The organism is Streptomyces sp. NPDC002209 (genome assembly GCF_042890265.1).
In the GTDB taxonomy this organism is placed as follows: Bacteria; Actinomycetota; Actinomycetes; order Streptomycetales; family Streptomycetaceae; genus Streptomyces.
The window spans coordinates 104,141-130,880 of sequence record NZ_JBIARX010000011.1 but is presented as its reverse complement, the minus strand read 5'-3'; the positions used below and the strand labels follow the sequence as shown (position 1 = coordinate 130,880).

Genomic DNA, 26,740 nt, shown 5'->3' with positions numbered 1-26,740 from the left:
TTGTCACAAGAGTTCGTCTTAGACGAGCTCGGTGACGGTGCCGCCGGCAGCGGCAATCTTCTCCTTGGCGGAGGCGGAGACGGCGTCAACCGAAACCGTCAGCGCCACGGAGATCTCGCCCTGGCCCAGGACCTTGACGAGGCTGTTCTTGCGAACCGCGCCCTTGGCGACCAGGTCGGCCACCGTGACCTCTCCACCCTCGGGGTAGAGAGCGCCGAGCTTGTCCAGGTTCACGACCTGGAACTCGGTGCGGAACGGGTTCTTGAAGCCCTTGAGCTTCGGCAGGCGCATGTGGAGGGGCATCTGCCCACCCTCGAAGCGCTGCGGGATCTGGTAGCGGGCCTTCTGGCCCTTCGTACCACGACCGGCCGTCTTACCCTTCGACGCCTCACCACGACCGACACGGGTCTTCGCGGTCTTGGCGCCGGGGGCGGGACGGAGGTTGTGGGCCTTCAGCGGGCTGTTCTCAGCCATGATTAGTCAACCTCCTCAACCGTCACGAGGTGGCGGACGGTGTGAACCATTCCGCGGAACTCGGGGCGGTCCTCCTTGACGACGACGTCGTTCAGGCGCTTGAGCCCGAGCGAACGCAGCGTGTCGCGGTGGTTCTGCTTGCTGCCGATGTACGACTTCGTCTGCGTGATCTTGAGGCGAGCCATTACGCACCCGCCCCAGCACGCGCACGGAGCAGAGCCGCGGGGGCGACGTCCTCGAGGGGCAGACCACGGCGAGCCGCGATCTCCTCGGGACGCTGCAGGCCCTTGAGGGCCGCCACGGTCGCGTGCACGATGTTGATCGCGTTGTCGGAGCCGAGCGACTTCGACAGGATGTCGTGAACGCCGGCGCACTCCAGAACGGCGCGCACCGGGCCACCGGCGATAACACCGGTACCGGGGGAAGCAGGCTTCAGCAGGACAACGCCGGCCGCCTTCTCGCCCTGGATCGGGTGCGGGATGGTGCCCTGGATACGGGGAACCTTGAAGAAGTTCTTCTTGGCTTCCTCGACACCCTTGGCGATGGCCGCGGGAACTTCCTTGGCCTTGCCGTAACCGACACCTACAGTGCCGTCACCGTCGCCCACCACGACCAGCGCGGTGAAGCTGAAGCGGCGACCACCCTTGACAACCTTGGCGACGCGGTTGATCGCGACAACGCGCTCAACGTAAGCGGTCTTCTCGGCGGCAGGGCCACCGTCGCGACCCTTCCGGTCCCGCCGCTCGCCGCCACCGGCACCGCTTCCGCGGCGCTGGGGTCCAGCCATTGGATTACCTCTCTCTGTTACGTCCGTGAGTCCCGGAACCGGGGCTTAGAACTTCAGCCCGGCTTCGCGGGCGGCGTCAGCCAGAGCGGCAATGCGCCCGGCGTATCGGTTGCCACCGCGGTCGAACACGACGGTCTCGACACCCGCAGCCTTGGCACGCTCGGCGACGAGCGCGCCGACAGCCTGGGCCTGCGAGCTCTTGTCGCCTTCGCCACCGCGGATCGAAGCGTCCAGGGTCGACGCGGACGCCAGGGTGTGACCCTGGAGGTCGTCGATGACCTGAGCAACGATGTTGCGGTTGGAACGCGTCACGACGAGGCGCGGACGCTCCGCCGTACCCGAGACGTTCTTGCGGATGCGGATGTGGCGGCGAGCCTTGGCAGCGCGCTTGTACGCGTCGCCCTTGGCGATCTTCACACCGTATGCCATGGCTACTTACCAGCCTTTCCGACCTTGCGGCGGATGACCTCGCCGGCGTACTTGACACCCTTGGCCTTGTACGGGTCGGGCTTCCGCAGCTTGCGGATGTTGGCGGCGACCTCGCCGACCTTCTGCTTGTCGATGCCCTCGACCGAGAACTTGGTGGGCGACTCGACCTTGAAGGAGATGCCCTCGGGCGCCTCGATCAGGATCGGGTGGCTGTAACCAAGCTGGAACTCCAGAGCGGAGCCCTTCGCGGCGACGCGGTAACCGACACCGCTGATCTCGAGAGCCTTGACGTATCCCGTGGTCACGCCGGTGATCATGTTCGCCACCAGCGTGCGGGACAGGCCGTGCAGGGCCTTGTTCTGACGCTCGTCGTTGGGGCGGGTGACGTTCAGGACGCCGTCCTCACCCTTGACGATCTCGATCGGCGCGGCGACGGTGTGCGAGAGGAGACCCTTGGGGCCCTTCACCGCGACCGTGCGGCCATCGATGGTGACGTCCACACCGGCGGGAACCTGGATGGGGAGCTTGCCGATTCGCGACATTGCTTTTCCTCCGTTCCCGACTACCAGACGTAGGCGAGGACTTCCCCACCTACGCCCTTCTTGCCTGCCTGCTGGCCGGTGAGGAGACCGTGGGACGTGGAGATGATCGCCACGCCCAGGCCGCCGAGCACCTTCGGCAGGTTGGTGGACTTCGCGTACACGCGCAGACCGGGCTTCGAGATCCGCTTGATGCCCGCGATGGAGCGCTCACGGTTCGGCCCGAACTTCAGCTCGAGGACGAGGTTCTTGCCGACCTCGGCGTCCTCGACCTTCCAGCCGGTGATGAAACCCTCCTGCTTGAGGATCTCTGCGATGTGCGACTTGATCTTGCTGTGCGGCATCACGACGGTGTCGTGGTACGCCGAGTTAGCGTTACGCAGACGCGTGAGCATGTCTGCGATCGGGTCAGTCATGGTCATGAAGTGGCCTTCGGCCTCTCTCGCCGGGGTTTCCTGTATGCGCCATCCCTCTCCCCACTCAGTGGCGGGACGGGTGCGGTGCGGGGACCTACGGCGTAGTAAGTCGTTATGGACGGCGGACGCCCAACCCCACAAGCCTACGGCATGCGGAGCAGGGCACCCACCGACCAGATGCTTACCGAGAGTCTCTGGAGCTTCCCAAGTCCTTGCGGACGGGAGGGAATTACCAGGAGCTCTTGGTCACGCCCGGCAGCTCGCCACGGTGAGCCATCTCACGAAGGCAGACGCGGCACAGGCCGAACTTGCGGTACACGGAGTGGGGACGACCGCAGCGCTGGCAGCGGGTGTACGCACGCACACCGAACTTGGGCTTGCGGGCAGCCTTCGCGATGAGAGCCTTCTTCGCCATCTCGCTTACGCCTCCTTGAAGGGGAAGCCGAGGTGACGAAGGAGCGCGCGGCCCTCAGCGTCGTTGGTCGCCGTGGTGACCACGGTGATGTCCATACCCCGGGTACGGTCGATCTTGTCCTGGTCGATCTCGTGGAACATGACCTGCTCCGTGAGACCGAAGGTGTAGTTGCCACGGCCGTCGAACTGCTTCGGCGACAGACCACGGAAGTCACGGATACGCGGCAGCGCGAGCGACAGCGTACGGTCCAGGAACTCCCACATGCGGTCACCACGGAGGGTGACGTGGCAGCCGATCGGCTGACCCTCACGCAGCTTGAACTGCGCGATGGACTTGCGGGCCTTCGTGACGGCCGGCTTCTGACCGGTGATCGTCGTCAGGTCGCGGATGGCGCCGTCGATCAGCTTGGAGTCGCGGGCGGCGTCGCCCACACCCATGTTGACCACGATCTTCACGAGGCCGGGGATCTGCATGACGTTCTCGTACGAGAACTCCTCACGCAGCTTGCCCGCGATGTCCTCGCGGTACTTCGTCTTGAGACGCGGAGTGGTAGCCATCAGATGTCCTCACCCGTCCGCTTGGCAACGCGGATCTTGTTGCCCTCGTCGTCGAAGCGGAAACCGACGCGGGTAACGACCTTCTGGCCGTCCTTCTCCACAACCAGCTGAACGTTGCTGACGTGGATCGGCGCCTCGGTGATCACAATGCCACCGGCCTGCGAACCACCAGCGGTCTGACCGGCCTTGGTGTGCTTCTTGACCCGGTTGACACCCTCGACGAGGACGCGGTTCTCGCTGGGCATGGCCGCGATGACCTTGCCCTGCTTGCCCTTGTCCTTACCGGTGATGACCTGGACCAGGTCGCCCTTCTTGATCTTCATGCTTACAGCACCTCCGGCGCGAGCGAGATGATCTTCATGAACTTCTTCTCGCGCAGCTCACGGCCCACGGGGCCGAAGATACGGGTGCCACGAGGGTCGCCGTCGTTCTTGAGAATGACAGCGGCGTTCTCGTCGAAGCGGATGTACGAGCCGTCCTGGCGGCGGCGCTCCTTGACGGTGCGAACGATGACCGCCTTGACGACGTCACCCTTCTTCACGTTGCCACCGGGGATCGCGTCCTTGACGGTGGCGACGATGACGTCACCGATGCCCGCGTAGCGGCGACCGGAGCCACCGAGAACACGGATGCAAAGGATCTCCTTGGCACCAGTGTTGTCGGCGACACGCAGTCGCGACTCCTGCTGGATCACGTCTATCTCCTGATTTGTCTGCCGGTTCCCGGCGAGGGGTCCGTCACCGGAACCCCTCGCCGAGCCTGGCGGAACTGACCTGAGGGAAACCCCTCAGGTGATTACTTGGCCTTCTCGAGGATCTCGACGATGCGCCAGCGCTTGCTCGCCGACAGCGGACGCGTCTCCATGATGAGGACGCGGTCGCCGACGCCGGCAGCGTTCTGCTCGTCGTGAGCCTTGAGCTTGTTGGTACGGCGGATGACCTTGCCGTACAGCGCGTGCTTGACGCGGTCCTCGACGGCGACGACGACGGTCTTGTCCATCTTGTCGCTGACGACGAGACCCTCACGGGTCTTGCGGAAGCCGCGCTCGTTCGTCTCAGTCACGTTCTTCTCGCTCATCAGGCGCTCTCCACCGTCTCGATACCGAGCTCACGCTCGTGCATCAGGGTGTAGATGCGAGCGATGTCCTTACGGACGGACTTGAGCCGGCCGTTGTTCTCCAGCTGACCCGTGGCCGCCTGGAAGCGGAGCTTGAACAGCTCCTCCTTGGCCTCGCGCAGCTTGCCAACGAGCTCCTCGTTGCCGAGCTCACGCAGCTCGGACGCCTTGGTTCCCGTCGCCATCACGACTCACCTGCCTCGCGCCGAACAATCCGGCACTTCATCGGAAGCTTGTGAGCAGCGCGGGTGAGCGCCTCACGAGCAATCTTCTCGTTCGGGTAGGACAGCTCGAACATGACCCGGCCCGGGTGCACGTTCGCGATCCACCACTCGGGAGAACCCTTACCGGAACCCATGCGGGTTTCGGCCGGCTTCTTCGTCAGCGGACGGTCCGGGTAGATGTTGATCCAGACCTTGCCGCCACGCTTGATGTGGCGGGTCATCGCGATACGAGCCGCCTCGATCTGGCGGTTCGTCACGTAGGCGGGGGTGAGCGCCTGGATGCCGTACTCGCCGAACGAGACCTCAGTACCGCCCTTGGCCATACCGCGGCGCTTCGGGTGGTGCTGCTTGCGGTGCTTGACCCTACGAGGGATCAGCATGTCGGTCAGGCCTCCGTTCCGGTGCTCTCGGCCGGAGCGGCGGCGGGAGCGTCGGCCTTGGGGGCCTCGGCACCAGCAGCCTGCTGCGGCTTGCGGCCACCACGGCCGCCGCGCTCGCCACCACGGCCACCACGGCCGGCGGGACGGTCGCCAGCGCCGGCGCCACGGGCCGGGCGGTTACCCGCACGGGCTGCAGCGTTCTCGGCGCGAACCTCGGCGATGTTCTTGACGTCGCCCTTGTAGATCCAGACCTTCACACCGATACGGCCGAAGGTGGTCTTGGCCTCGAAGAAGCCGTAGTCCACGTTCGCGCGCAGCGTGTGCAGCGGCACACGACCCTCGCGGTAGAACTCGGAGCGGGACATCTCGGCGCCGCCGAGGCGACCGCCACACTGGATCTTGATGCCCTTGGCGCCGGCCTTCATCGTGCCCTGCATGCTCTTACGCATGGCGCGACGGAAGGAGACGCGGGAGGAGAGCTGCTCGGCAACGGCCTGGGCAACCAGCTGAGCGTCGAGCTCGGGGTTCTTGACCTCGAGGATGTTCAGCTGGACCTGCTTGCCCGTGAGCTTCTCGAGGTCACCGCGGATGCGGTCGGCCTCGGCGCCACGGCGGCCGATGACGATGCCCGGACGAGCGGTGTGGATGTCCACACGCACGCGGTCACGGGTGCGCTCGATCTCAACCTTCGAGATGCCGGCGCGCTCCATGCCGGACGTCATCATCCGACGGATGGCGACGTCTTCCTTGACGTAGTCCTTGTACAGCTTGTCGGCGTACCAACGCGACTTGAAGTCGGTGGTGATGCCGAGCCGGAACCCGTGCGGGTTTACCTTCTGGCCCATTACCGGGAACCTTCCTTGCTGCTGACGACCACGGTGATGTGGCTGGTCCGCTTGCGGATCCGGTAGGCACGGCCCTGGGCACGCGGACGGAACCGCTTCAGGGTCGGGCCCTCGTCCACGTACGCCTCGCTGATGACCAGCGTGGAGGCGTCCGGGTGGTTGTAGTTGTGTGCGGCGTTGGCAATGGCGCTGTCCAGCACCTTGCCGACCGGCACGCTCGCGGCCTGCGGGGCGAAACGCAGGACCGCCTGAGCCTCCGTGGCATCCATGCCACGGATAAGGTCCACCACGCGGCGGGCCTTCATGGGCGTGACGCGGATGTACCGCGCCTGGGCCCTGGCTTCCATGGTTGTCCCTTCGGTGTAAGTCATAGTCGTTACCACCCCGCCTTTAGCGGCGCTTCGACTTCCGGTCGTCCTTGACGTGGCCGCGGAAGGTGCGAGTCGGCGAGAACTCGCCGAGCTTGTGGCCGACCATCGACTCGGTGACGAACACCGGGACGTGGGTCTTGCCGTTGTGCACCGCGATGGTGTGACCCAGCATGGCCGGGATGATCATCGAGCGACGGGACCAGGTCTTGATGACGTTCTTGGTACCAGCTTCGTTCTGAGCGTCCACCTTCTTCACGAGGTGTCCGTCGACGAAGGGTCCCTTCTTGAGACTGCGCGGCATCTAAACCCGCTCCTAGCGCTTCTTGTTCGTCTTGCGGCGGCGGACGATGTACTTGCTCGAAGCCTTCTTCGGCGAGCGAGTACGACCCTCCTTCTGACCCCACGGGGAGACCGGGTGGCGACCACCGCTGGTCTTGCCCTCACCACCACCGTGCGGGTGGTCAACCGGGTTCATCGCGACACCGCGGACGGAGGGGCGAACGCCCTTCCAGCGCATGCGGCCGGCCTTGCCCCAGTTGATGTTCGACTGCTCGGCGTTGCCGACCTCGCCGACCGTCGCGCGGCAGCGCGCGTCGACCAGGCGGATCTCACCGGACGGCATACGAAGGTGGGCCATCGTGCCCTCCTTCGCCAGCAGCTGCACGGAGGCACCCGCGGAACGGGCGAACTTGGCGCCACCACCGGGACGGAGCTCGATCGCGTGGATCGTGGTACCGACCGGGATGTTGCGGAGGGCCAGGTTGTTGCCGGGCTTGATGTCGGCCGTGGGGCCGTTCTCAATCCGGTCGCCCTGGGACAGACCGCGGGGAGCGATGATGTAGCGCTTCTCGCCGTCCGCGTAGTGCAGGAGCGCGATGCGCGCCGTGCGGTTGGGGTCGTACTCGATGTGCGCGACCTTGGCCGGCACGCCGTCCTTGTCGTGACGACGGAAGTCGATCACGCGGTAGGCGCGCTTGTGTCCGCCACCCTGGTGGCGAACGGTGATCCGACCGGTGTTGTTACGGCCGCCCTTGCTGTGCAGCGGGCGAACCAGCGACTTCTCCGGCGTGGACCGCGTGATCTCGACAAAGTCGGCGACGCTGGAGCCACGACGGCCCGGGGTCGTCGGCTTGTACTTGCGGATACCCATTTCTCAGTCCTCGTCCGATTCCGGACGACTAGACCTCCGTTAGGAGGCCTGGCCGCCGAAGATGTCGATTCGGTCGCCCTCAGCGAGGGTCACGATGGCGCGCTTGGTGTCAGCGCGCTTGCCGAAACCGGTCTTGGTGCGCTTGCGCTTACCCTGACGGTTGATCGTGTTGACCCCGGTGACCTTGACCCCGAAGACCGCCTCGACGGCCTGCTTGATCTGGGTCTTGTTGGAGCCGGGCGCGACGATGAACGTGTACTTGTTCTCGTCCAGCAGCGCGTAGCTCTTCTCCGAGACAACCGGCTTGATCAGCAGGTCGCGCGGGTCAGTGAAGGTCTTGCTGGTAACGGTCGCCTCGGACATCAGGCGTCGCTCCCTTCGGTCTCATCGGCCTTGGGGCCAGACACGAAGGACTCGAGCGCGGCCTGGGTGAAGACCACGTCGTCAGAGACGATCACGTCGTACGTGTTCAGCTGGCCCGGCTCCAGGATGTGAACCTGGGGCAGGTTGCGGGCGGACAGCCACGCGGCCTCGTCGGCACGCTCGACGACCAGGAGCAGGTTCTTGCGCTCCGTGATCTTGCCGAACAGCGTCTTGGCGGCCTTCGTGGAGACGGCACCCTCGACCACGCCGGTGACGACGTGGATGCGGGAGTGACGCGCACGGTCCGAGAGGGCACCGCGGAGGGCGGCGGCCTTCATCTTCTTGGGGGTCCGCTGCGAGTAGTCACGCGGCTGCGGGCCGTGGACGACGCCACCGCCGGCGAACTGCGGAGCGCGGGTCGAACCCTGACGGGCGCGGCCGGTGCCCTTCTGGCGGTACGGCTTGCGGCCACCACCACGGACTTCGCCACGGGTCTTCGTCTTGTGCGTGCCCTGACGGGCAGCAGCCAGCTGTGCGACGACGACCTGGTGGATCAGCGGAACGCTGGTCTTCGCGTCGAAGATCTCCGCGGGGAGCTCGACGGTACCGGCCTTGTCGCCTGCCGGCGAAAGGATGTCAATGGTGCTCATTAACCTCAAGCCCCCTTGGCCGCGGTACGGACCAGGACGAGGCCGCCGTTCGGACCGGGGACTGCGCCCTTGATGAGGAGCAGACCCTTCTCCGCGTCTACCGCGTGGATGGTCAGGTTCTGGGTGGTGACGCGCTCGTTGCCCATACGACCAGCCATGCGCATGCCCTTGAAGACACGCCCAGGGGTGGCGCAGCCACCGATCGAACCGGGGGAGCGGTGCTTGCGCTGCACACCGTGACCGGCGCCGAGGCCCCGGAAGTTGTGCCGCTTCATGACACCGGCGAAGCCCTTGCCCTTGCTGTTGCCCGTGACGTCAACCTTGACGCCGGACTCGAACACCTCAGCAGTGATCTCCTGGCCGAGCGTGTACTCGCTGGCGTCGGAGGTGCGGAGCTCCACCAGGTGGCGGCGGGGGGTCACGTCGGCCTTGGCGAAGTGGCCCTTGAGGGGCTTGTTCACCTTGCGCGGGTCGATCTCGCCGAAGGCGATCTGGACCGACTCGTAGCCGTCGATGTCGTTCGTACGGACCTGGGTAACGACGCAGGGCCCGGCCTTGACGACGGTCACCGGGACGACACGGTTGTTCTCGTCCCAGACCTGGGTCATGCCGAGCTTCTCGCCCAGGACGCCCTTGATCTGCTTTGCCATCTTCTCGACGCCTCTCAGAGCTTGATCTCGATGTCAACGCCGGCCGGAAGGTCCAGGCGCATCAGCGAGTCAACGGTCTTGGGCGTCGGGTCGAGGATGTCGATCAGGCGCTTGTGCGTGCGCATCTCGAAGTGCTCGCGCGAGTCCTTGTACTTGTGCGGCGACTTGATGACGCAGTACACGTTCTTCTCAGTGGGCAGCGGCACCGGGCCTGCGACCGACGCACCAGTGCGGGTCACCGTCTCGACGATCTTCTTCGCCGAGGAGTCGATGACCTCGTGGTCGTAGGCCTTGAGCCGGATGCGGATCTTCTGTCCCGCCATGGCTACTCCGTAGTCCTGTCTGTTGTGGAAACGCTCTGGCTCTCGGTCGGCTGTGGATCTCTCCACCGCTTCTCTCCGACCCACGCGGTCGGGCGTGTCGCACTCCCTCCACAGAAAATTCCCATACGGAAATTCCCTCGTCCAAGGGGGTGCGGTCCCAGGACCGCGGTTCGGGGGAGAAACACCCACCGAGCGCCTGGCAGGCACCGTGCTGACGCTTCCCAGAAGATTCCCGTACGTCCGCCCCATTGCTGCCCCGAGAGGCAGATAAAGGCGACGAGTACTGTGGGACTCGCTTCCGGTCCTCCCGGCGGGAGGCGCGCAGCATCGGCACTCAGCCGAGCAACTTGAGTAGTCTGCCATACAAGACACGTACTGCGCCAATCGGGCCGAAGAGAATACCCCTCCACGGTGATCGGTCAAACCGCGCCGCGCAGTGGGGTTGCCCGGGCGCCCCTTGGGGTCCGCCCGGGCCCGTCCACCGGCCTCGGAAATCTTTCCGCGGTCCGCGCTCAGGTACGCGAGACGGTGCCGCAGCCCTCCTGACCGCCGGCCTCCACGCTCTTGCTGCGGTCGTACGGGTCCACGGGCGTCCCGGAGGGCCTGGGCCCGGTCGGCGTGTCCTCGTCGAAGAGGGGGTGCAGGTACCCGTCGTAGACGTCGCAGGCGCTGTTGGCGAGGTCGACGTCGTACTTCTCGAGCCAGATCCTGCCGGCGGTGGCCTGCCACTTGCGCGGGTCGGCGATCGAGAAGGTGATCTCGCGCCGCACGACGGTGCGCTCCACCTGCTCGGCGCCCGGCTTCGCCTTCACGAACGGGTAGACGAAGGTGTAGTCGGCCAGCACGTTGGCCTGACCGGCCTCCTTGCCCGGCTCCACCCACATCCGGCCGCGGACCTTGACCACGTCGCCCGCCGGCTTCAGCTCGGCCGGCTTGACCCGGCTGAACAGGTGCAGCGGGTCGTTCTCCTTCGTCGGAGCCGTCAGCGACCCCTCCACGCGGCTCAGCTGCTCCTCGAGCTTCGGGTCGAGCAGCGCCAGGGCCGCCGCGGGCCGCTCCCCGCGCAGGGTCGCCGGGTCCAGGTTGGCCGCGACCAGGAACTGCTTGGTCTTCTCCAGCGCGTCGGCGACCTGCTCCTTGCTCATGCCTCCGACGGCTTCGGCCGCCGGGACCTCGATCCCGGCCGCCCCGTCGGCCCACTGCAGGGCCGGGGACCCCTTGAAGGGCTCCTTGAGCGTGGGCCGGTCCGGGTACGCGGCGGAGGGCGGCGCGCTGGGCCGGGCGGTCTCGGCGGGCAGAGGCCCGGCGGCCCTGTCGTTCTGTGCGGCTTTGCCGGTGACCCGGTCGATGACCAGCTCCGGGCGGATCGTGATCAGCGCCAGGGCGGCGATGAAGACGATCGCCCCGGCGGCCTTGAGCCGCCGCTTGCCCCTCCCCCGCCCTTCCCTCTCCTGCCAGGCGGGACCGGTGCGCCAGCCGGGCGGCTCGCCGGACTCGCCCTGCAGCCGCGCGGTGACCATGCGCGCCCGGGCGGACGGCTCCCGGGGGGCCTGGCCGGTGCCCGCCTGGGCCTGCTCCATGAACCGGGCCCACTCCTCGTCGGTGACCGCCGGCCTGTCGTCGCCGCTGTTCGTTCCCATGTCCCACCCCTGAAATGTCCGGGGCCCCCAGGACCAGGTCCTGGGGGCCCCGCCGAAACGTCTCTGCTACTTGCTGAAGTAGCCCGTGATGTCCGCGATCAGATCCACGGTGCCCTGGTTGTTGAAGAAACTGACCTTCCCGTCCACCACCGGGACGACCACCAGGTTCGGGATCGTCTGCCCGGGCGTGAAGTTCAGGTTCGAGGCACTCGTACGCGTCGTACCGCTCGGATACACCGACACGAAGCTCGGCTCCGTCGGGTTCGTCGCCGTCACGTTCAGCACCACGGCGGTCACACCGGTCGCCGGGATCCCGTTCGTACCGGCCACCGGCAGCGTCACCACACCGCCCGCACCGACCTTCGCCTGCGGCACACCCAGACCCGCCCGCGTGTCCATCAGACGCTTCGGACCGATGTTCGTGTGCGTGGCGCCGTCACCGGCCGACGTGAAGTAGCCCGTGATGTCCGCGATCAGATCCACGGTGCCCTGGTTGTTGAAGAAACTGACCTTCCCGTCCACGACGGGCACCACGACCAGGTTCGGGATCGTCTGCCCGGGGGTGAAGTTCAGGTTCGAGGCGCTCGAGCGCGTCGTACCGCTCGGGTAGACCGACACGAAGCTCGGCTGCGTCGGGTTCGTCGCCGTCACGTTCAGCACGACCGCGGTCACACCGGTCGCCGGGATCCCGTTCGTACCGGCCACCGGCAGCGTCACCACGCCACCCGCACCGACCTTCGCCTGCGGCACACCCAGACCCGCCCGCGTGTCCATCAGACGCTTCGGACCGATGTTCGTGTGCGTGGCGCCGTCACCGGCCGACGTGAAGTAGCCCGTGATGTCCGCGATCAGATCCACGGTGCCCTGGTTGTTGAAGAAACTGACCTTCCCGTCCACCACCGGGACGACCACCAGGTTCGGGATCGTCTGCCCGGGCGTGAAGTTCAGGTTCGAGGCACTCGTACGCGTCGTACCGCTCGGATACACCGACACGAAGCTCGGCTCCGTCGGGTTCGTCGCCGTCACGTTCAGCACCACGGCGGTCACACCGGCCGCGGGAATCCCGTTCGTACCGGCCACCGGCAGCGTCACCACACCGCCCGCACCGACCTTCGCCTGCGGCACACCCAGACCCGCCCGCGTGTCCATCAGACGCTTCGGCGTGACCGCCGTGAACTTGGCGGGCTTCACCTCGGCCACGACCGTGACGGGAAGGGTGGTGGAGGTCTTGCCGTTGGTCGCGGTCGCCTTGACCTGGACCTGGTGGGTGCCGTCGGTCAGCGTCGTGAGCGCCGTCCGGGCCGTGCCGGGGGCAGTCGCCACCGAGGCCCCGTCGACCAGTACCTCGAACGAGCCGATGCGGTCGCTCGCCGTGCTGGTCGACCAGCCGACGTTCAGGACACCGTCGGACTTCGCGTCGACGCCCGGCTGGACCGGCACACCGTTGACGGTGGCCACCTTCAGCTGCGCCGCGGGGCCCGAGGTGCGCAGCGCTCCGAGCTGCCCGTAGAGCTGGTTGCCCGGGCACTCGGTGTTGAAGCCGTCCCGGTGGCCCGAGAGCGACTTGAACGTGTACGGCTTGCCGGCCTCGAACGCGGTCCCGAAGAAGTTGGTCTGCGTGGCGCCCGCGGTCAGCGTCGCCGTGCCGTTCATGTCGCCGTCGTACTGGCCGAGCTTGTAGGCCGCGATCCTGGAGATGGCGTCCTGGGCGGCGGCCGGGGCGCCCCCGGCGTTGTAGTCACCGAGGACGGCGATGCCCGCCGACTCGTTGTTCCAGCCGTAGGTGTGCGCACCGAGGACGGGCTGGTCGCTGCCGCCCTGCCGGCCCTCGAAGATCGTGCCGCACTTGTCGACGAGGAAGTTGTAGCCGAGGTCCCGCCACCCGTTGGTCTTCACGTGGTAGACGTGGATGCCGCGGACGATCGCAGCGGACTGCGAGCAGTCGTACGGCTGGGTGTCGGCGGTGTGGTGGACGAAGACCGCCTTGACCGTCCCGCCGGGCAGGTAGATCGGGCCCTCGTTGTTCATCGTCTCGTCGGCGCCCCACGCGACGCGCGAGACCACGTCCGGCCGCGGGGCCGTGGAGACGGGTCCGGGGACCGACGGCGGAGTGGTGGGCGGGTCCGCCGGGGCGGGGCCCGCCGCCGGCGCGGCGAACGCGGCCGGGCCGGCGTTCAGGGAGCCGCCCTTCTGGGCGCCGTTCTTCTTCTGCCCGCCGCTCTTCTTCGCCGGGCTGTTGGCGCCGCCCGGGTCCACCAGGTTCAGCTCCAGGCCCGCGGGCAGCGCACCGCCGCCGCTGATCCGTACCTCGGCACCGTCCGACGCACCGACCCAGACGGGCTCCGTCGAGCCGTGCGCGCCGGGGCGTACGCCGTCCATCCCGGCCTTCACCGGGTCGAGGGCGATCCAGTGCGACCACTTGCCGGTCTTCGCGTCGCGGGCGCGGGCCTCGATGGTCCCCTTCAGCTCGGCCTTGGGGTCCGTCCAGGACACGCCCAGCAGGCCGAAGGGCTCGGTGCCCTGCTGCGAGAGCACGGCTTCGCCGCTGCCCTTGGGCTTGAGCGCGAGCTTGTGCACCTCGCCCTCGACCGGTCCGGTTTCCTTGGCGCCGGCGCTGTACGCCTTCGCCGGTCCGTTGCCGTCCGGGCCCAGTTCGGCTCCACCGGCCCATCCCTGGATGCCCAGCACCGCGGCGGCGCCGATCGCGGCCGCCAGCGCGGTACCGCGTACGCGTGTCAATCTCAAGTTGGTTCCCCACCCCTATGGCGATTGCGCCATACGACACCACTGACGGGGCGGATGCTACTGGTCGGCTGTGACAAGTCGTACGGGTGGGGTCGCCCGGGAGCGTCCCGGGCGACCGGACCGCGTGGCCGCTACTTCTTCCGTGCGTCCTTGCCGGACTCCGCGGCGTCCTTCCGGGCCTGCTTCTCGGCCTCGGCGTCCCGCTCGATGTCCGCCCTCGACCGCACGCGCTTGGGCGCCTCCATCCCGCAGACGCTGGGCCAGTCGTCGGCCACGATGCCGGCGCACCAGATGAAGTCCTGGATGGGACCGGGCTTCCAGTCGTCCTTCTCGATGTCCCAGCAGTCCTTGCGGGGCGAGAAGCGCGGGCAGCTGCCGTCCCGCGTCTTGATGACGTGGGCGCGGTACGCGTCGATGCCCATCGAGTCGACGTCGGACGAGGGCATGTAGCGGTTGGCCGACCAGGACGCGCCCATGGCCGCGAACAGGGCGACCACGCACACCATGCCGGCGGCGAGCTGGCGGACCACCCGCGGCGGAACGACCCGGGCGAGCCCCGCCCCGGAACCGGCCCCGCCGCCGCTCGGGCGCAGCGTGCGCTCGATCCACCCGGAGCCCCGGTTCACCACGGCCATCATGCCGAGCACGGCCAGGATCATCAGGCAGTACATGATGATCCACGTGGTGCGCGGGTAGAGCTGGATGGCCTTGTCGTGGGCCATGTGCCCGGCGAACCAGAAGCGGGCGAGCCAGGCGCCGGCCAGGACCGCCGCCGCGGTGCGCACCATGATGTTGCGCAGTCCGAGGCCGAGGCCGAGGCCCACCCCGAACAGCAGCAGCAGCGCGAACCCGCTCTGGCCGGCCATCTCGCCGGACACGGGCCAGGTCTGGTACGTCAGGGTCGAGGACCGGTCCGAGACCCAGCCGAGGACGTACCCGGGGTCCGCGTACACGGCGAGGAACGCGTAGCGGTCGGGGTTCTCCGAGCCCAGCCGGGCCATCTGGTAGAGCAGGGGGGCGCCGACGACGCCGGCCGACAGCAGCGTGACCCCTATGTAGAGGCCCGCCTTCTTGGCCGTCGCCGCGCCCTGGCGCCACGGGAAGAAGAACAGCGCGGCGACGAGCGCTCCCGGCGCGGCCCAGATGTACCAGCCGGAGTACCAGAGGAACAGCGCGCCGAAGATCAGGCCGGCGACGAGGCCGCGCAGCAGCAGGTGGCGCGTGCCGCGCCGCCCGGCCAGGCGCATCTCGCGCAGCCAGTAACCGAGCAGCGGCAGCAGCACGATCATGACGATGTGGCTGTACGGGCGGATCGGGTCGAGGAAGAGCACCGCGGCCGGAACCGCGATCAGCAGCGCCCAGAAGGGCCTCAGCAGTATCCGCCAGGCCAGGTAGGCCATCGGGCCGGCCACGGCGGTGAAGAAGATCTGCAGGTCGTGCAGGGCGAAGCCGGTCTCGCCGCGGCCGTTGTAGCGGATCTTCGCCCACAGGGCCATGAGGGCCGGGAAGGCGGGCGGGTAGATGCCCGACATCCCCTCGTGGTGCAGGAACGAGTTGGCCATGTCGATGAGGACGCCCGGGTCGCCCTCCTGGCCGCCGAGCGGGTGGGGCGTGCCGCGCAGGGCGACGACGACACCGCCGGCGATCACGCCGGTGGCCAGGCCCGCGAGGGCGGCGCAGACCAGGCGCTTGACCAGCTGGTGGCGCCGGGCCGCGCCCCGGTGGGCGGTGTACAGGAGCAGTGCGAGCAGCGGCAGGCCGATGACCGCGGCGTACTGCTGGAGCGTGGCGAGCCCGCTGACCTGGCCGAGGCGGACGATCGGGTTCACGCTGATGTGCCGGCTCAGCAGCATGTAGCCGAGGGCCGCCGTCACGCTGACGACGGCCTCGGCGAGGGCGAGCACCCGGCGCCGCGAGGTCCACGGGCGGCGGGCCGCCGAGCTGGACGGGACCGGCCCGGGGTCCGCGGAACCGGTACCGGTCCGGCTGTGCGCCGTGCCGGATGCTCCGACGACCTCGGGGGCCAGGTGTGTCATCTCAGTCCAATTCCGTCGCGAATGTCAGTCGGCGCGCTGACCGGCGGTGAATGCGTGCTTCGCCAGCGTACGGACGCCCTCGCGGTGTCCGCGGAGCAGGGCGCCGGGGAGCATCGTGATGGCGTGGAAGCGGGAGCCGCTGTGGAAGCGGGCCGCGCGTGCGGCCTTGGGCCAGCCCCGGGCGTCCATGCGGGCGGCCACCGCGGAGAAGTACCGCTCGGCCTCGGTGAAGCGGGTGCCGGAGAACGCCTGCACCGACGACTCGCTGACCGCGTGGCGGCGGTACTGGAAGACCGTGGTGGTCTCGTCGATCAGCATCTGCTCGCCGAGCTCGAGGAGGTCGACCACCAGGGCCAGGTCCTGGATCACCGAGTACTCGTCGCGGAAGTTGACCCCGCGCAGGGCTTCGCCGCGCCAGCAGATCGACGGGAAGTACAGCCAGTTCCCGCGCAGCACGCTGGTGGCGAGCTCTTCGCCGCCCATCAGGCGCCGGCCCTTGACCTGCGGGGCATACAGCCGCCGCTTGGTCTGGTCGGCGAGCCCGGACGTCAGCTGCCCGTCGCCGTCGATCACCTCGACGCCGGGCTGGACCATGCCGATGCCCGGGTTGGCCGCTATGAGACCGCGGACGGTCTCCAGGTAGTGCGGGTGCAGCAGGTCGTCGCAGCCCATGATGACGACGTAGTCGGCCTCGGAGAGCCGGACGCACTTCTGGAAGTTCTTGGTGATGCCGAGGTTCTGCTCGTTGCGGGTGTAGTGCACCCGCTCGTCGCCGAGTGCCTCGAACCAGCCCGGGACGTCCGGCTCCTTGCCGTCGTCGATGACGACGAGGCGGAAGTCCCGGTCCGTCTGGGCCAGGACGCTGCGGACGGCGTCCTGCATCAGCTGCACGTCCCCGTAGTAGGGGAGCATGAAGTCGAAGGTCACCACGGGACGTCAGGCCTTCACGGTGTCGGAGTCGGCGGGCTCGGGCTTCGGCTCGGCCACGACGGCCTCGGCGACGACGGCCTCCGCCACGACGGGGGCTGCGGCCCCGCCCAGGCGCGCGTCGTTGTGCCGTGCGCCCTCGCTCAGGGCCACCGTCCGGGCCAGGTCGGTGATCTTCTTCTCCAACGAGCGGAAGCGCAGGAAGGTGTTGAGGGTCAGGAAGCCCATCGCCAGCACCATCACGTACAGCACGAGGTCGGTGCCACGGCCGACGCCGAGCTGGTGGGCCACCCACGTGACGTCCGTGGGGCGGAGCACGGCGTACACGTTGACGACCACGAACAGCGAGAACGCGATGCGCTTCCAGGCGCGGTTCTTCGCCTGGCCCCACGTGCGTATGAACATCAGTGCCATCGACACCGAGCCCGCGATGAGCAGCAGCTGGATCCAGAAGTACTTCATCAGCGGCTTCGCTCCCGCATCGTGATGTCAAAGATGATGTTGACGCCGTTGATCAGGGACTGGCCCTTGGCGCGCGAGTACTCGGTGTAGAGGATGTCGACGGGGACCTCGGTGACGCGCAGGCCGGACCCGGCCAGGAAACCGACGATCTCCGACGCGTGCGCCATGCCGTTCATGGTGATGTCCAGCTGCTCGGCGGCCTTGCGGCTGAGCACGCGCAGGCCGTTGTGCGAGTCGGTGAGCTTCAGCTTGCGGGCGGTCGGGCTGACCGACGCGGCCGTGCGCAGCACGACGCGCTTGATCCACGGCACCTGGCCGTTCTGCTCGATGAAGCGCGAACCGAGGACCACGTCGGCCTCGTCGTCGCGCAGCACCCGGACCATCTTCTCGACGTCGTGCGTCTGGTGCTGGCCGTCCGCGTCGAACGTCGCGAAGTAGCGCGCACCGGGCTGGGCGAGCGCGTACTTGAGGCCCGTCTGCAGGGCAGCGCCCTGGCCGAGGTTGACCGGGTGCCGCACCAGGTGGGCGCCGGTCTTCGCGATGTGCTCGGCAGAGTTGTCGGAGCTGCCGTCGTCGACGACGACTATGTTCGGGAAGGTCGCACGCGCTCCTTCGACCACATCGGCGATCACCTGGCCCTCGTTATAGGCCGGTATGACCAGCCAGACATCGTCGTATTGGGACACGGTAGCTCCAGCGGAATGTGGCACGTGCGCGTGCTCGGTGATCGGTGGGACGTCGGAAGCCGGCATGGTCACTCCCCGACCGCTCCGGCGCCCAGTGGGCTTGCGGCGACCTTGTGCCCGGGTCCTTCGGTCACGCCCGGAGCAGCTCCGGGGAACCTCAGCCTCAGCACGGCCAGCATACCGAGCACGGTGGCAAGGGACCCGAGAGCGTAGGCCAGGGTGACGCGCACGGCAACGTCGCCCGGAGCAAAAGTGATGCCGATCAGGACGACGGTGCCGATGGCCCAGCAGAGCAGTTGCAGGTTGTGCCGCTTGAATACCATCAGCGCCTGTCCGAGCACCATCGCGAACATGTACGCCACGGTGCCGGCGGACAAAAGGAAGAAGTCGAGGCATCCCAGCGCCGGCTTGGCATGGAAGAGGACCTCGATCAGCCAGGGGCCGAGGGCGGTCGCGGGCACGCCGCCGAGCAGCCCCAACAGCCCGACGACCACGCCGATCCGGCGCAGCATCGCGGAGAACGCCGCCCGGTCGCCGGCCGTGTAGGCGGCGGTGAGCCCGCCCAGCAGCGAGGCCTGGAGCGAGCCGAAGACGAACAGCGGCACCCGGGCCAGGACCAGCGCGTTCAGCAGCGCCGCGATCAGCACGCTGTCGGTGGGGGCGAGCAACTTGGTGCTCATCACCGCCGCGTTGACGACGACCTGGGACAGCAGGGTCGAGCAGATCAGCAGGCCGAGCCCGCCGGTCAGCTCCCGCCAGGCGATCTCCTCGCCGGGCTCCACCGCACGCAGCAGCGCGGGCAGGGTGATCAGCGTCGCGGCGACCGGCGCCACGGCCAGGACCAGGCTGAAGGCGAGCGCGGAGTGCAGCCCGGACACCGCGCAGCCGAAGGCGAGGGCGATGCGCAGCCCGCCGTCGACGGCCAACTGGGTGCCGTACGCGCCGAACCGGCCGAGGCCGGCCAGCACACCGCGGGTGAGGTAGCAGACGGCCATGCCGGTGAAGGCTCCGCCGAGGGCCGCCACCAGACCGCGGTCGCCGTGGAACAGCAGGTCCGCGATCGGGCCCGCGCCGACGGCGAGCAGGAGCAGGGTCGTGCCGAGGATCCCCGCGGTCAGCAGCGTGGCCCGGCGCAGCACGGGGGCCGCGCCCTGGCCGAGCACCACGCGGGCGGCGACGATCCGGGTGAGTTCCTGCTCGATCGGGAAGAAGATGCCGAGCCCGAGCGCCATGACGATCGTCCACAGCACCGAGACGTTCGCCACGGCCTCCGTGGACAGGCTGTACCCGGCCACGCCCAGGTGGACGTACGAGGCCGCACCGAGCACGACGGTGCCGCCGGCCACCGCGACGGTGCCCGGCGGCAGCGCCGCGGTGAGCCTGCTCAGCAGGGACTTCATCCCGTACTGCCGTTCGCACTGCCGTTCTTGGCCGAGTCGGCCAGCGCCGTGAACGCGGGGGCGGCGAGCGCCTCGGCGAGCTGCTCGTGCCAGTCGGCGAGCGGGGCCAGGCCCGCGTCGGCCCAGCGGTCGTGCGCGAGCACGCTGAACGCCGGGCGGGCGGCCGGGCGTACGAACGCGGCGGAGGTGGTCGGCCGGATCCGCTCGGGGTCGAGCCCGCTCAGCCGGTAGGTCTCGCGGGCGAGCCCCATCCAGGTGGTCCGGCCGCTCGCGGTGCCGTGGTAGATCCCGCCCATGGCCCAGCCCCTCAGCGCGGCCAGGCCGAGCTCGACCAGCTGGCGGGCCAGCGCGTAGGACCAGGTGGGCTGGCCGTGCTGGTCGTCGACCACGTCGAGGGTGTCCCGCTGGGCGGCCAGCTTGAGCATGGTGGCGACGAAGTTCGGCCCGTGCTCGCCGTACAGCCAGGCGGTGCGCACGATGTAGCCGTCCTGCGGCAGCAGTTCGGCGACGGCCTGCTCGCCGACCAGCTTGGAGCGCCCGTACGCGTTGAGCGGGCCGGTCTCGGCGTCCTCGCGGTACGGCTCCGTGGCGTCGCCGGGGAGCACGTAGTCGGTGGAGACGTGCAGCAGGCGCACGTGGGCGGCGGCGCAGGCCTCGGCGAGGACGCGCACGCCGGTGCCGTTGACGGCGGTGGCGGCTTCCTCGGCGGTCTCGGCTCCGTCCACGTCGGTCCAGGCGGCGCAGTTGACGACCACGGTGGCGCCTTCGACGGCGGCCCGGACGGCGGCCGGGTCCGTGATGTCGAGGTCTGCGCGGCGCAGGCCCACGGCCTCGATGCCGGCGTGCTTCAGGACGGTCAGGACGTCCTGGCCGAGCATCCCGGCGGCGCCGGTGACGAGCCAGCGGCCGGCGAACGAGTTGGTCCTCACTTCTGCAGGGCCGCCTTCGCCTTCAGCGGCTCCCACCAGGCGCGGTTCTCGCGGTACCACTCGATGGTGGCCTTGATGCCGTCCTCGAAGGTGACCTGCGGGGCGTAACCGAGCTCGGCGCCGATCTTGCTGATGTCGATGGAGTAGCGCAGGTCGTGGCCCTTGCGGTCCTCGACGTGCTCGACCATGTCCCAGCCGAGGCCGGCCGCCTCGAGCAGCACGCCGGTGAGCTCCTTGTTGGTGAGCTCGGTGCCGCCGCCGATGTTGTAGACCTCGCCGGCGCGGCCCTTGCGCATGGCCAGGTCGATGCCGCGGCAGTGGTCGGAGACGTGCAGCCAGTCGCGGACGTTGCCGCCGTTGCCGTACAGCGGGACCTTCTTGCCGTCCATCAGGTTCGAGACGAACAGCGGGATGACCTTCTCCGGGAACTGGTAGTGCCCGTAGTTGTTGGAGCAGCGCGTGACGACGACGTCCATGCCGTGCGTGCGGGCGTAGGCCAGGGCCAGCAGGTCGGACGAGGCCTTGGAGGCGGAGTACGGGGAGTTCGGGACCAGGGGCCACTCCTCGGTCCAGGAGCCCTCGGTGATCGAGCCGTACACCTCGTCGGTGGAGATGTGGACGAAGCGGCCGACGCCGTGCTTGCGGGCGGCGTCCAGCAGGACCTGCGTGCCCACGACGTTGGTCATCACGAACGGGCCGGCGCCGGCGATCGAGCGGTCCACGTGGGACTCCGCCGCGAAGTGCACCACGACGTCGTGTCCGGGCATGACCTGGTCGACGGCCTCGGCGTCGCAGATGTCGCCCTTGACGAAGGTGTAACCGGGGTGGTCCGCGACCGGGGCGAGATTGGCTTCGACACCGGAGTAGGTCAGCTTGTCGAAGACCGTGATCTGGGCCGATGCGTCTGCACCGAGCTGCTGGCGAACGAATTCTGAACCGATGAAGCCGGCGCCGCCGGTCACGAGGATGCGCATAATACGAAGAGTCTAGCCGCTCGTACACCACCGTTCCGGCCCGGACCACGCCGCCCCCGCGCTCTCGCATAGGGTTGTGCCCATGCGTGGAATTCTCTTGGCCGGTGGCACCGGATCCCGACTCTGGCCGCTGACCCGGGCAGTCTCGAAGCAGCTGCTCCCCGTCTTCGACAAGCCGATGATCTACTACCCGCTCTCCACCCTGGTCATGGCCGGAATCAGCGAGATTCTCGTCATCACCACGCCGGAGGACCGTGCCCAGTTCGAGCGACTGCTCGGCGACGGCTCCCAGTTCGGCATCCGCCTGGAGTACGCGGTCCAGGAGCGCCCCGAGGGCATCGCCCAGGCCTTCGTGCTCGGCGCCGACTTCATCGGCGACGAGTCCGTCGCCCTGATCCTCGGCGACAACATCTTCCACGGCAGCGGTCTCGGTACCCGCCTGGCGGAGCACACCGGTTCCAAGGGCGGCCGGGTCTTCGCGTACCCGGTGGCGGACCCGACGGCGTACGGCGTGGTCGAGTTCGACGAGAACGGCCAGGCCATCTCCATCGAGGAGAAGCCGGTCAAGCCCAAGTCCCGCTATGCGGTGCCCGGTCTGTACTTCTACGACAACCGTGTCGTGGAGATCGCCCGCACCCTGAAGCCCAGCGCGCGCGGCGAGCTGGAGATCACCGCGGTCAACGACGCGTACCTCCAGGCCGGTGAGCTGAATGTCACCATCCTCGACCGCGGCACCGCCTGGCTGGACACGGGGACCTTCGTCTCCATGGTCCAGGCCTCGGAGTTCGTCCGCGTGATCGAGGAGCGCCAGGGCTTCAAGATCGGCTGCATCGAGGAGGCGGCCTGGCGGGCCGGCCTGATCGACTCCGCGCAGCTGCGCGAGCTGGCCCAGCCGCTGCTCAAGAGCGGTTACGGCGACTACCTGATCAGCCTGCTCGACGAGGAGTCCTCCCGGTGAAGTTCCGTCAGCTCTCGATAGAGGGCGCCTACGAGATCACCCCGCAGCTGCACGGCGACCCGCGCGGGCTGTTCACCGAGTGGTACCGCTTCGACAAGCTGTCCGAGGTAGTCGGCCACCCGCTGAACCTGGCGCAGGCGAACCTCTCGGTGTCCTCGCGCGGTGTGGTCCGCGGCATCCACTTCGCCGACGTACCGCGCGGCCAGGCCAAGTACGTGACCTGCGTACGGGGCGCCGTGCTCGACGTCATCGTGGACCTGCGGGTCGGCTCGCCGACCTTCGGCCGCTGGGAGGGTGTCCGGCTGGACGACGTGGACCGCCGCGCGGTCTACATCCCGGAGGGCCTGGGGCACGGCTTCTGCGCGCTGAGCGACGACGCCACGCTTTCGTACCTCTGCTCGGAGACGTACAACCCGACCGGCGAGCACTCGGTTCACCCGCTCGATGCGGATCTGGGCATCGACTGGCCGGCGGACGTCCCGCTGCTGTCCGCCCGCGACGAGGCCGCGCCGTCGCTGGCCGAGGCCATCGAGTCGGGCCTGCTGCCCGACTACGCCGTCTGCAACGAGTTCACCGAGTCCCTGCGCGTCACCGGCTGACCGCTCCCCCGCAGCACACGAGCAAGGGCCGCACCCCGTGATCGGGGGTGCGGCCCTTGCTCGTACGCCGTACGTCCTGCCCGCCCGTACGACGAAGGGCCCCTCCCCCGCCGCCGAGGCGGTGGGGAAGGGGCCCTTCTGTCAAACATGGTGCCCGCTCGCGCGAGCTACCAGGTCAGAACACGAATTACTTCGTGATCTTGGTGACCTGGCCGGCGCCGACCGTACGACCACCCTCACGGATGGCGAACTTCAGGCCCTCCTCCATGGCGACCGGCTGGATCAGCGCGACCGACATCTCGGTGTTGTCGCCCGGCATGACCATCTCGGTGCCCTGCGGGAGGGTCACGACGCCGGTCACGTCCGTGGTACGGAAGTAGAACTGCGGGCGGTAGTTGTTGAAGAACGGGGTGTGACGGCCACCCTCGTCCTTCGACAGGATGTAGGCCTGGGCCTCGAACTCGGTGTGCGGCGTGACCGAACCGGGCTTGATGATGACCTGGCCGCGCTCGACGTCCTCGCGCTTGATGCCACGGAGGAGCAGACCGACGTTCTCACCGGCCTGGCCCTCGTCGAGCAGCTTGCGGAACATCTCGATACCGGTGACCGTGGTGGTGGTCTTCTCTTCCTTGATACCGATGATGTCGACGGTCTCGTTGACCTTCAGGACACCACGCTCGATACGGCCGGTGACGACCGTACCGCGACCGGTGATCGTGAAGACGTCCTCGACGGGCATGAGGAACGGCTTCTCGGTGTCACGCGGCGGGGTCGGGATGGCCTCGTCGACGGCGGACATGAGGCCGAGGAGCTTCTCGCCCCACTCCTTGTCGCCCTCGAGGGCCTTCAGCGCGGAGACGCGGACGACCGGCAGGTCGTCGCCCGGGAACTCGTACTCGGAGAGCAGCTCACGGACCTCGAGCTCGACGAGCTCCAGGATCTCCTCGTCGTCCACCATGTCGGCCTTGTTCAGGGCGACGACGATGTAGGGGACGCCGACCTGGCGGGCCAGGAGCACGTGCTCCTTGGTCTGCGGCATCGGGCCGTCGGTGGCGGCGACCACGAGGATCGCGCCGTCCATCTGCGCGGCACCGGTGATCATGTTCTTGATGTAGTCAGCGTGACCCGGGCAGTCGACGTGGGCGTAGTGACGCGCCTCGGTCTGGTACTCGACGTGCGCGATGGAGATGGTGATACCGCGCTGGCGCTCCTCAGGAGCCTTGTCGATCTGGTCGAAGGCCGAGGCCTCGTTCAGGTCCGGGTACGCGTCGTGCAGCACCTTGGTAATGGCGGCCGTGAGGGTCGTCTTACCGTGGTCAATGTGACCGATGGTGCCGATGTTGACGTGCGGCTTAGTCCGCTCGAACTTCGCCTTCGCCACGGGGTCCTCCTGGAGAGTGGTTCTGTACGCCTTACTCATCGGCGCCAGGTGATCTTTGCTGGAAAGCCGGCCCCTCCGGGGCAACGGAGGGTTACTCCTGTTGCCCCAGAGGCTCCGGTGACAAGCCTAAAGCGTGTACTCGGAAGAGTTACTCGCCCTTGGCCTTCGCGATGATCTCCTCGGCGACGTTCCGGGGAACCTCGGCGTAGGAGTCGAACTGCATCGAGTAGCTGGCGCGACCCGAGGTCTTGCTGCGGAGGTCTCCGACGTAGCCGAACATCTCCGAAAGGGGCACGAGGCCCTTCACGACGCGAGCACCGTGACGCTCCTCCATGGCCTGGATCTGGCCACGGCGGGAGTTGATGTCACCGATGACGTCACCCATGTAGTCCTCAGGGGTGGTGACCTCGACGGCCATCATCGGCTCCATGAGCACGGGGGACGCCTTGCGCGCGGCCTCCTTGAAGGCCTGCGAACCGGCGATCTTGAACGCGAGCTCGGAGGAGTCGACCTCGTGGTAGCCACCGTCGAGAAGCGTGACGCGGACGCCCGTCATCTCGTAGCCGGCCAGGATGCCGAACTGCATGGCCTCCTGCGCACCGGCGTCGACCGAAGGGATGTACTCCTTCGGCACGCGGCCACCGGTGACCTTGTTCACGAACTCGTACGCCGGGCCGTCGGCCTCGGTGATGGGCTCGATCGCGATCTGCACCTTGGCGAACTGACCGGTACCACCGGTCTGCTTCTTGTGCGTGTAGTCGTGACGCTCGACGGTGCCGCGGATGGTCTCGCGGTACGCGACCTGCGGCTTGCCGACGTTGGCCTCGACCTTGAACTCGCGCTTCATACGGTCGACCAGCACCTCGAGGTGCAGCTCGCCCATACCGCCGAGGATGGTCTGGCCCGTCTCCTCGTCCGAGTGAACGTGGAAGGAGGGGTCCTCCTCCGCGAGACGCTGGATGGCGACACCCAGCTTCTCCTGGTCACCCTTGGACTTGGGCTCGATGGCGACCTGGATGACCGGCGCCGGGAAGTCCATGGACTCCAGGATCACCTGGTTCTTGTCGTCACACAGCGTCTCACCGGTGGTGGTCTGCTTCAGGCCCATCACGGCGACGATGTCGCCGGCGCCCACCGAGTCGATCTCCTCACGCTTGTTCGCGTGCATGCGGTAGATCTTGCCGATGCGCTCCTTCTTGCCCTTGACGGAGTTCAGCACCGCAGTGCCGGCCTCCAGGCGGCCCGAGTAAACCCGGACGAAGGTGAGCTTGCCGAGGTGCGGGTCGCTCATGATCTTGAACGCCAGCGCCGCGAGGGGCTCCTCGTCGGAAGGCTTGCGCTTCACGACGACCTCGGGGTCCTTGACGTCGTGGCCCTCGATGGCCTCGATGTCCAGGGGCGACGGCAGGTAGCGGACGACGGCGTCGAGCAGGGGCTGAACGCCCTTGTTCTTGAACGCCGTGCCACAGAACACCGCGGTGATCGTGGGCTCGCCCTTGCCCTTGCCGGAGCCGAGGATGATGCGACGGACGGCGGCGTGCAGCTGCTCCACGGACGGCTCGTCGCCGTTCAGGAAGAGCTCCATGATCTCGTCGTCGTTCTCGGCGACGGTCTCGACCAGCTTGCCGCGCCACTCTTCAGCAGCCTCGGTGTGCGTGGCCGGGATGTCGACGATGTCGTACATCTCGCCCTTGGTCGCCTCGGCGGACCAGACGAACGCCTTCATCGTGACGAGGTCGACGACACCCTGGAAGTCGGCCTCGGCACCGATGGGGAGCTGCATGACGATCGGAACCGCACCGAGGCGGTCCTTGATCATGTCGACGCAGCGGTGGAACTCGGCGCCGGTGCGGTCGAGCTTGTTGACGAAGCAGATGCGCGGCACGCCGTAGCGGTCCGCCTGACGCCAAACGGTCTCGGACTGCGGCTCAACGCCGGCCACACCGTCGAAGACGGTGACGGCGCCGTCGAGGACGCGGAGCGAACGCTCCACCTCGACGGTGAAGTCGACGTGACCGGGGGTGTCGATGATGTTGATGGTGTGGTCAACATCTTCGAGCGGCCAGTGGCAGGTCGTCGCGGCAGACGTGATGGTGATACCACGCTCCTGCTCCTGCTCCATCCAGTCCATCGTGGCGGCGCCGTCGTGGACCTCACCGATCTTGTACGACACACCGGTGTAGAACAGGATGCGCTCGGTGGTGGTCGTCTTGCCCGCGTCGATGTGGGCCATGATGCCGATGTTGCGCACCTTGGCCAGGTCAAGCGAAGTGGTAGCCATAAGGCTTCGGTCTTCTCTCGGTCTCGATGTGGG

At 68.0% G+C, this 26,740-nt stretch carries 34 protein-coding genes; 2 read left to right on the top strand and 32 right to left on the bottom strand.

What is annotated here, in order from left to right; genetic code table 11:
- Positions 1-18: 18 nt before the first annotated feature.
- The 30 genes from rplO to rfbB form a co-directional block, all read right to left on the bottom strand.
- Positions 19-474: a 50S ribosomal protein L15 gene (rplO, locus tag ACFYXK_RS22560; protein WP_030154704.1), complete on the bottom strand. Its 456-nt coding sequence runs from the start codon at positions 472-474 to the stop codon at positions 19-21.
- A gap of 2 nt (positions 475-476) precedes the next feature.
- Positions 477-659, bottom strand: a complete 183-nt coding sequence (gene rpmD / locus ACFYXK_RS22555; RefSeq protein ID WP_005313525.1) for a 50S ribosomal protein L30 — start codon at positions 657-659, stop codon at positions 477-479.
- The gene (gene rpsE, locus ACFYXK_RS22550; RefSeq protein ID WP_254372698.1) at positions 659-1,261 is read right to left on the bottom strand and encodes a 30S ribosomal protein S5; all 603 of its coding nucleotides are present in this window, start codon (positions 1,259-1,261) and stop codon (positions 659-661) included. Before rpsE ends, rpmD begins: the two co-directional genes overlap by 1 nt.
- A 45-nt stretch (positions 1,262-1,306) precedes the next feature.
- The gene (rplR, locus tag ACFYXK_RS22545; protein WP_030008471.1) at positions 1,307-1,690 is read right to left on the bottom strand and encodes a 50S ribosomal protein L18; all 384 of its coding nucleotides are present in this window, start codon (positions 1,688-1,690) and stop codon (positions 1,307-1,309) included.
- 2 nt (positions 1,691-1,692) lie between these two features.
- Positions 1,693-2,232 (bottom strand): 50S ribosomal protein L6, encoded by a 540-nt coding sequence (gene rplF / locus ACFYXK_RS22540; RefSeq protein WP_030154703.1) that lies wholly within the window; start codon positions 2,230-2,232, stop codon positions 1,693-1,695.
- A 20-nt stretch (positions 2,233-2,252) separates the two neighbouring features.
- Complete coding sequence (gene rpsH, locus ACFYXK_RS22535) at positions 2,253-2,651, bottom strand: 30S ribosomal protein S8 (RefSeq protein WP_007265911.1); 399 nt, start codon at positions 2,649-2,651, stop codon at positions 2,253-2,255.
- 223 nt (positions 2,652-2,874) lie between these two features.
- Complete coding sequence (locus ACFYXK_RS22530; protein WP_003956452.1) at positions 2,875-3,060, bottom strand: type Z 30S ribosomal protein S14; 186 nt, start codon at positions 3,058-3,060, stop codon at positions 2,875-2,877.
- Between the two features lie 5 nt (positions 3,061-3,065).
- Positions 3,066-3,617, bottom strand: a complete 552-nt coding sequence (gene rplE, locus ACFYXK_RS22525) for a 50S ribosomal protein L5 (RefSeq protein WP_030154702.1) — start codon at positions 3,615-3,617, stop codon at positions 3,066-3,068.
- Entirely contained in the window at positions 3,617-3,940 is a 324-nt protein-coding gene (rplX, locus tag ACFYXK_RS22520; protein WP_030154701.1) for a 50S ribosomal protein L24, read from the bottom strand. Before rplX ends, rplE begins: the two co-directional genes overlap by 1 nt.
- Positions 3,941-3,942: 2 nt before the next feature.
- Entirely contained in the window at positions 3,943-4,311 is a 369-nt protein-coding gene (gene rplN, locus ACFYXK_RS22515; protein ID WP_003956455.1) for a 50S ribosomal protein L14, read from the bottom strand.
- A gap of 101 nt (positions 4,312-4,412) precedes the next feature.
- Complete coding sequence (gene rpsQ / locus ACFYXK_RS22510) at positions 4,413-4,694, bottom strand: 30S ribosomal protein S17 (protein ID WP_030026328.1); 282 nt, start codon at positions 4,692-4,694, stop codon at positions 4,413-4,415.
- The gene (gene rpmC / locus ACFYXK_RS22505) at positions 4,694-4,918 is read right to left on the bottom strand and encodes a 50S ribosomal protein L29 (protein WP_008739703.1); all 225 of its coding nucleotides are present in this window, start codon (positions 4,916-4,918) and stop codon (positions 4,694-4,696) included. The genes rpsQ and rpmC overlap by 1 nt, the downstream gene beginning before the upstream one ends.
- Positions 4,918-5,337 carry a 50S ribosomal protein L16 gene (rplP, locus tag ACFYXK_RS22500; protein WP_030026326.1) on the bottom strand — a complete coding sequence of 140 codons (420 nt, stop codon included), beginning with the start codon at positions 5,335-5,337 and terminating at the stop codon, positions 4,918-4,920. Before rplP ends, rpmC begins: the two co-directional genes overlap by 1 nt.
- A 5-nt stretch (positions 5,338-5,342) precedes the next feature.
- Complete coding sequence (gene rpsC, locus ACFYXK_RS22495) at positions 5,343-6,182, bottom strand: 30S ribosomal protein S3 (protein ID WP_007265905.1); 840 nt, start codon at positions 6,180-6,182, stop codon at positions 5,343-5,345.
- Positions 6,182-6,529, bottom strand: coding sequence for a 50S ribosomal protein L22 (gene rplV, locus ACFYXK_RS22490; RefSeq protein ID WP_007265904.1), 348 nt, complete (start codon positions 6,527-6,529; stop codon positions 6,182-6,184). The genes rpsC and rplV overlap by 1 nt, the downstream gene beginning before the upstream one ends.
- Before the next feature lie 43 nt (positions 6,530-6,572).
- On the bottom strand, positions 6,573-6,854 hold the full coding sequence (gene rpsS / locus ACFYXK_RS22485; protein ID WP_030154697.1) for a 30S ribosomal protein S19: 282 nt from the start codon (positions 6,852-6,854) through the stop codon (positions 6,573-6,575).
- A gap of 12 nt (positions 6,855-6,866) precedes the next feature.
- Entirely contained in the window at positions 6,867-7,703 is an 837-nt protein-coding gene (gene rplB, locus ACFYXK_RS22480; protein ID WP_030298213.1) for a 50S ribosomal protein L2, read from the bottom strand.
- Between the two features lie 39 nt (positions 7,704-7,742).
- Complete coding sequence (gene rplW / locus ACFYXK_RS22475) at positions 7,743-8,066, bottom strand: 50S ribosomal protein L23 (RefSeq protein ID WP_030154694.1); 324 nt, start codon at positions 8,064-8,066, stop codon at positions 7,743-7,745.
- Positions 8,066-8,716 carry a 50S ribosomal protein L4 gene (rplD, locus tag ACFYXK_RS22470; protein ID WP_361720200.1) on the bottom strand — a complete coding sequence of 217 codons (651 nt, stop codon included), beginning with the start codon at positions 8,714-8,716 and terminating at the stop codon, positions 8,066-8,068. Before rplD ends, rplW begins: the two co-directional genes overlap by 1 nt.
- Before the next feature lie 5 nt (positions 8,717-8,721).
- Complete coding sequence (rplC, locus tag ACFYXK_RS22465; protein WP_007265899.1) at positions 8,722-9,366, bottom strand: 50S ribosomal protein L3; 645 nt, start codon at positions 9,364-9,366, stop codon at positions 8,722-8,724.
- A 14-nt stretch (positions 9,367-9,380) separates the two neighbouring features.
- Entirely contained in the window at positions 9,381-9,689 is a 309-nt protein-coding gene (rpsJ, locus tag ACFYXK_RS22460) for a 30S ribosomal protein S10 (RefSeq protein WP_003948644.1), read from the bottom strand.
- Between the two features lie 512 nt (positions 9,690-10,201).
- Positions 10,202-11,329 (bottom strand): hypothetical protein, encoded by a 1,128-nt coding sequence (locus tag ACFYXK_RS22455; protein WP_389412727.1) that lies wholly within the window; start codon positions 11,327-11,329, stop codon positions 10,202-10,204.
- A gap of 66 nt (positions 11,330-11,395) precedes the next feature.
- Positions 11,396-14,074: a peptidoglycan recognition protein gene (locus tag ACFYXK_RS22450; RefSeq protein WP_389412726.1), complete on the bottom strand. Its 2,679-nt coding sequence runs from the start codon at positions 14,072-14,074 to the stop codon at positions 11,396-11,398.
- Positions 14,075-14,205: 131 nt separating this feature from the next.
- The gene (locus tag ACFYXK_RS22445; protein WP_389412725.1) at positions 14,206-16,110 is read right to left on the bottom strand and encodes a hypothetical protein; all 1,905 of its coding nucleotides are present in this window, start codon (positions 16,108-16,110) and stop codon (positions 14,206-14,208) included.
- A gap of 24 nt (positions 16,111-16,134) precedes the next feature.
- Positions 16,135-17,037, bottom strand: coding sequence for a glycosyltransferase family 2 protein (locus ACFYXK_RS22440; RefSeq protein WP_389412724.1), 903 nt, complete (start codon positions 17,035-17,037; stop codon positions 16,135-16,137).
- A gap of 9 nt (positions 17,038-17,046) precedes the next feature.
- Complete coding sequence (locus ACFYXK_RS22435; protein ID WP_389412723.1) at positions 17,047-17,499, bottom strand: DUF2304 domain-containing protein; 453 nt, start codon at positions 17,497-17,499, stop codon at positions 17,047-17,049.
- A complete protein-coding gene (locus tag ACFYXK_RS22430) occupies positions 17,499-18,185 on the bottom strand; it encodes a glycosyltransferase family 2 protein (RefSeq protein WP_389412722.1) in 687 nt (228 codons plus the stop codon). The genes ACFYXK_RS22435 and ACFYXK_RS22430 overlap by 1 nt, the downstream gene beginning before the upstream one ends.
- Before the next feature lie 68 nt (positions 18,186-18,253).
- The gene (locus ACFYXK_RS22425) at positions 18,254-19,585 is read right to left on the bottom strand and encodes a hypothetical protein (RefSeq protein ID WP_389412721.1); all 1,332 of its coding nucleotides are present in this window, start codon (positions 19,583-19,585) and stop codon (positions 18,254-18,256) included.
- A complete protein-coding gene (gene rfbD, locus ACFYXK_RS22420) occupies positions 19,582-20,514 on the bottom strand; it encodes a dTDP-4-dehydrorhamnose reductase (protein ID WP_389412720.1) in 933 nt (310 codons plus the stop codon). The genes ACFYXK_RS22425 and rfbD overlap by 4 nt, the downstream gene beginning before the upstream one ends.
- Positions 20,511-21,488 carry a dTDP-glucose 4,6-dehydratase gene (gene rfbB, locus ACFYXK_RS22415; protein WP_389412719.1) on the bottom strand — a complete coding sequence of 326 codons (978 nt, stop codon included), beginning with the start codon at positions 21,486-21,488 and terminating at the stop codon, positions 20,511-20,513. Before rfbB ends, rfbD begins: the two co-directional genes overlap by 4 nt.
- 82 nt (positions 21,489-21,570) lie before the next feature.
- On the opposite strand from rfbB, the gene rfbA reads away from it, so the two are divergent.
- On the top strand, positions 21,571-22,446 hold the full coding sequence (rfbA, locus tag ACFYXK_RS22410; RefSeq protein WP_383514182.1) for a glucose-1-phosphate thymidylyltransferase RfbA: 876 nt from the start codon (positions 21,571-21,573) through the stop codon (positions 22,444-22,446).
- Positions 22,443-23,045: a dTDP-4-dehydrorhamnose 3,5-epimerase gene (gene rfbC, locus ACFYXK_RS22405; protein ID WP_383514183.1), complete on the top strand. Its 603-nt coding sequence runs from the start codon at positions 22,443-22,445 to the stop codon at positions 23,043-23,045. The genes rfbA and rfbC overlap by 4 nt, the downstream gene beginning before the upstream one ends.
- 187 nt (positions 23,046-23,232) lie before the next feature.
- Here rfbC and tuf read toward each other — a convergent pair whose 3' ends face one another.
- Positions 23,233-24,426, bottom strand: coding sequence for an elongation factor Tu (gene tuf / locus ACFYXK_RS22400; RefSeq protein ID WP_053788688.1), 1,194 nt, complete (start codon positions 24,424-24,426; stop codon positions 23,233-23,235).
- Positions 24,427-24,574: 148 nt separating this feature from the next.
- Positions 24,575-26,707, bottom strand: a complete 2,133-nt coding sequence (gene fusA / locus ACFYXK_RS22395) for an elongation factor G (protein ID WP_383514184.1) — start codon at positions 26,705-26,707, stop codon at positions 24,575-24,577.
- Positions 26,708-26,740: the final 33 nt, after the last annotated feature.

Bases quoted from the DNA above. Each gene is read 5' to 3' on its own strand.
- rplB (WP_030298213.1), bottom strand. From the start codon at position 7,703: ATGGGTATCCGCAAGTACAAGCCGACGACCCCGGGCCGTCGTGGCTCC.
- rplR (WP_030008471.1), bottom strand. From the start codon at position 1,690: ATGGCATACGGTGTGAAGATCGCCAAGGGCGACGCGTACAAGCGCGCT.
- rplW (WP_030154694.1), bottom strand. From the start codon at position 8,066: ATGTCCGAGGCGACCGTTACCAGCAAGACCTTCACTGACCCGCGCGAC.
- rpsE (WP_254372698.1), bottom strand. From the start codon at position 1,261: ATGGCTGGACCCCAGCGCCGCGGAAGCGGTGCCGGTGGCGGCGAGCGG.
- fusA (WP_383514184.1), bottom strand. From the start codon at position 26,707: ATGGCTACCACTTCGCTTGACCTGGCCAAGGTGCGCAACATCGGCATC.
- ACFYXK_RS22455 (WP_389412727.1), bottom strand. From the start codon at position 11,329: ATGGGAACGAACAGCGGCGACGACAGGCCGGCGGTCACCGACGAGGAG.
- ACFYXK_RS22445 (WP_389412725.1), bottom strand. From the start codon at position 16,110: ATGACACACCTGGCCCCCGAGGTCGTCGGAGCATCCGGCACGGCGCAC.
- rplE (WP_030154702.1), bottom strand. From the start codon at position 3,617: ATGGCTACCACTCCGCGTCTCAAGACGAAGTACCGCGAGGACATCGCG.
- rplC (WP_007265899.1), bottom strand. From the start codon at position 9,366: ATGGCAAAGCAGATCAAGGGCGTCCTGGGCGAGAAGCTCGGCATGACC.
- rfbA (WP_383514182.1), top strand. From the start codon at position 21,571: ATGCGTGGAATTCTCTTGGCCGGTGGCACCGGATCCCGACTCTGGCCG.
- ACFYXK_RS22435 (WP_389412723.1), bottom strand. From the start codon at position 17,499: ATGAAGTACTTCTGGATCCAGCTGCTGCTCATCGCGGGCTCGGTGTCG.
- ACFYXK_RS22425 (WP_389412721.1), bottom strand. From the start codon at position 19,585: ATGAAGTCCCTGCTGAGCAGGCTCACCGCGGCGCTGCCGCCGGGCACC.
- rfbB (WP_389412719.1), bottom strand. From the start codon at position 21,488: ATGCGCATCCTCGTGACCGGCGGCGCCGGCTTCATCGGTTCAGAATTC.
- rpsQ (WP_030026328.1), bottom strand. From the start codon at position 4,694: ATGAGCGAGAAGAACGTGACTGAGACGAACGAGCGCGGCTTCCGCAAG.
- rpmC (WP_008739703.1), bottom strand. From the start codon at position 4,918: ATGGCGACGGGAACCAAGGCGTCCGAGCTGCGTGAGCTCGGCAACGAG.
- rplX (WP_030154701.1), bottom strand. From the start codon at position 3,940: ATGAAGATCAAGAAGGGCGACCTGGTCCAGGTCATCACCGGTAAGGAC.
- rplV (WP_007265904.1), bottom strand. From the start codon at position 6,529: ATGGAAGCCAGGGCCCAGGCGCGGTACATCCGCGTCACGCCCATGAAG.
- rpsS (WP_030154697.1), bottom strand. From the start codon at position 6,854: ATGCCGCGCAGTCTCAAGAAGGGACCCTTCGTCGACGGACACCTCGTG.
- rplF (WP_030154703.1), bottom strand. From the start codon at position 2,232: ATGTCGCGAATCGGCAAGCTCCCCATCCAGGTTCCCGCCGGTGTGGAC.
- rplO (WP_030154704.1), bottom strand. From the start codon at position 474: ATGGCTGAGAACAGCCCGCTGAAGGCCCACAACCTCCGTCCCGCCCCC.
- rpsC (WP_007265905.1), bottom strand. From the start codon at position 6,182: ATGGGCCAGAAGGTAAACCCGCACGGGTTCCGGCTCGGCATCACCACC.
- ACFYXK_RS22530 (WP_003956452.1), bottom strand. From the start codon at position 3,060: ATGGCGAAGAAGGCTCTCATCGCGAAGGCTGCCCGCAAGCCCAAGTTC.
- rpsJ (WP_003948644.1), bottom strand. From the start codon at position 9,689: ATGGCGGGACAGAAGATCCGCATCCGGCTCAAGGCCTACGACCACGAG.
- rplD (WP_361720200.1), bottom strand. From the start codon at position 8,716: ATGAGCACCATTGACATCCTTTCGCCGGCAGGCGACAAGGCCGGTACC.
- rplP (WP_030026326.1), bottom strand. From the start codon at position 5,337: ATGCTGATCCCTCGTAGGGTCAAGCACCGCAAGCAGCACCACCCGAAG.
- rpmD (WP_005313525.1), bottom strand. From the start codon at position 659: ATGGCTCGCCTCAAGATCACGCAGACGAAGTCGTACATCGGCAGCAAG.
- rpsH (WP_007265911.1), bottom strand. From the start codon at position 2,651: ATGACCATGACTGACCCGATCGCAGACATGCTCACGCGTCTGCGTAAC.